A 2533-nucleotide genomic window follows, 5' to 3' on the forward strand; every position below is an offset into this window, starting at 1 on the left:
CGCAGGAACTCCCGCATCGCGCGCTCGGGCGAGTAGCCGGCCATCACGTCCTGGCCGATCGCGTCGAGCGCCTCGCTGATGTCGACCGGCGGGGCGAGCGGGTCGCCGCCCTCGTAGCGCCCGTAGCGCGAGCGGACCTGCCTGGACGTGTGCCGGTTAGCCATGCGTGCGCTCCACGGTCATGCCGGCCCGCAGCGCCCGCGGGATCTCGGCGACGGAGTCGACGTGGGCCATCAGCGCGGACACGTCGGTCGCCGGTGACGGTGAGTCGACCTCCACGGCGTACGACACCCCGGTCGACTGCCAGGTCTCCTGGTCGAACTCGCCCCGGGCCGACACCCGGACCCCGGCCACGTCGACACCGCGGTCGCGCGCCTCGCGGTAGGTGTCGTTGAGCACGCAGAGGGCGACGGCGACGTGCAGCACGCCGGCCCCGTTGGGTGCGGCCTGCACGACGACGCCGCCGTCGGTCCACGCGTGCGGCACCAGCCAGCCGGCGTTCGCATCCTCGCGGAGCGAGCCGGCCGTCACCGTGACCGGGAAGTCATCACGCTTTTCGGGGTCCCCACGGCGTTGTTCGTCGGGGGAGCGCAGCGGAGGAGACGAAGAACGTTGTGGGGTGTTACCCATAGACGGTCTCCCCGCCGCCGCTCTCCTTGCTGATCTTGCGGGCCAGGTAGAGCCCCTCGAGCGCGAGCTCGATGGCGCCGGCCCGCTCGCCGTCGTTGGTGGCGCCGACCCGGTCGCAGATCTCGTCGTAGAGCTCGGACTCCCCCAGCACCGGCAGCCCGGCGAGGAAGTCGCGCGCGGCGACCTGCTCGCCGGTGGTGACCATCATCCCGCCCTCGAGCGCGTCGACGAGCAGCGCGAAGTCGAGGCCGCGGAAGACGTGCCGCACCGCCTCCGCCGTCGCCGTCCGCAGGAGGTGGGTGAGGATCTCGCTCTCGCGGCCCTCCTCGCCGGTCTCGAACTCGATCTTGCCCCCGAGCACGTCGACCGCCGCCTCGAGGTCGACGACCCGGGCCACCGCCCGGTCCTCACCCTGCGAGGTGGCGCGGTGGATCGCCGCGGCGGCGATCGTCTCGGCGCCGGCGATCGCGAACCGCGCCGACACTCCGGAGCGCTGGTCGACCGACGACGACTCGCGCAGGTTGCCGGTGAAGCGGGCCAGGATCTCGATGAGGTGGTCGGGTACGTCGACCAGGTCGGCCGGCAGGTGCGCCTCCTGCCGGATCACCGCGATCTCGTCCTCGAGCTCGGTCGGGTAGTGCGTGCGGATCTCGGCGCCGAAGCGGTCCTTGAGCGGGGTGATGATCCGGCCGCGGTTGGTGTAGTCCTCGGGGTTGGCGCTGGCGACCACGAGCACGTCGAGCGGCAGCCGCAGCACGTGGCCGCGGATCTGGATGTCGCGCTCCTCCATCACGTTGAGCATCGCCACCTGGATCCGCTCGGCCAGGTCCGGCAGCTCGTTGATGGCCACGATGCCGCGGTGGGAGCGCGGGATCAGCCCGAAGTGGATCGTGTCCGGGTCGCCCAGCGAGCGGCCCTCGGCCACCTTCATCGGGTCCACGTCGCCGATCAGGTCGGCCACGCTGGTGTCGGGGGTCGCGAGCTTCTCGGCGTACCGCTCGTCGCGGTGCCGCCACTCCACCGGCAGCTCGTCGCCGAGCTCGGCCGCCCGGCGGCGCGACTCGTGGGTGATCGGGTCGTAGGGGTGCTCGCCGAGCTCGGCGCCACCGATCACCGGGGTCCACTCGTCGAGCAGTCCGACCAGGGTGCGCAGCAACCGGGTCTTGCCCTGGCCGCGCTCGCCGAGGAGCACGACGTCGTGGCCGGCGATGATCGCCCGCTCGAGCTGCGGGATCACCGTGTCGTCGAGGCCGTGCATGCCGGGCCACGGGTCGCGGTCCTCGCGCAGCGCGTCGAGCAGGTTGTCGCGCATCTCGACGCGCAGCGGCTTGTGGACGTGGCCGGACGCCCGGAGCTGGCCGACGGTCCCAATCGATGGTGGAGTCGTGGGAGCTGAGGTCACGTCTCCACGCTACTCAGCACCACAACAACTGGACTCTGTCTCCGGTTGCGGTCCGTCAGGCGGGACGGAGCTAGACCATCCCGTCGGGCGTGCCGTTGGGCCCGGCGCCCACCAGCTGCGGGAGCATCCGGACCACGTCGGGCGGCAGCGTCAGGCCGTGGTCGGTGGACGGGTCCACGGCCAGCCACAGGTCGTCGGCGGGCCAGCCGGCGGCGAGCTGCGCCACCGGTACCGACACCGCCTGGTCGGGGTCGGCGCCCGCGGACACCAGGGCCTCCTGGGAGGTGAACACGGGGACGTACTGCGTGCCGTCCTGCTCGATCACCGGCAGCGCCAGGGTGCCCTCCGGCGGGGCCTCGGCGCCGTCGGGCAGCTCCTGCGGGAGGAGGGCGATGCTGGAGGCGAGTTGCTGGAGCAGGGCCTGTGCGCCGGCCTGCTCGTCGGGGGTGCTCATGGCATCCTCTCGGTCGTCGGGCATTCATCACCCGGTGACCGAAGCAG

The 2533-nt window shown here is 72.4% G+C and carries 3 protein-coding genes; all 3 read right to left on the reverse strand.

The window, feature by feature from the left end; genetic code table 11:
• Positions 1–156: 156 nt before the first annotated feature.
• The 3 genes from VFV89_RS19950 to VFV89_RS19960 all read right to left on the reverse strand — a co-directional run bounded on the left by VFV89_RS19950 (position 157) and on the right by VFV89_RS19960 (position 2486).
• Entirely contained in the window at positions 157–531 is a 375-nt protein-coding gene (locus tag VFV89_RS19950; protein WP_329707725.1) for an OsmC family protein, read from the reverse strand.
• 91 nt (positions 532–622) lie between these two features.
• Entirely contained in the window at positions 623–2032 is a 1410-nt protein-coding gene (locus VFV89_RS19955; RefSeq protein WP_329707726.1) for a sigma 54-interacting transcriptional regulator, read from the reverse strand.
• Positions 2033–2102: 70 nt separating this feature from the next.
• Positions 2103–2486, reverse strand: coding sequence for an SseB family protein (locus VFV89_RS19960; RefSeq protein ID WP_329707727.1), 384 nt, complete (start codon positions 2484–2486; stop codon positions 2103–2105).
• Between the last annotated feature and the right edge of the window lie 47 nt (positions 2487–2533).

Source organism: Nocardioides sp. (assembly GCF_036274455.1).
Classification (GTDB): Bacteria; Actinomycetota; Actinomycetes; order Propionibacteriales; family Nocardioidaceae; genus Nocardioides.

Bases quoted from the DNA above. Each gene is read 5' to 3' on its own strand.
- VFV89_RS19960 (WP_329707727.1), bottom strand. From the start codon at position 2,486: ATGAGCACCCCCGACGAGCAGGCCGGCGCACAGGCCCTGCTCCAGCAA.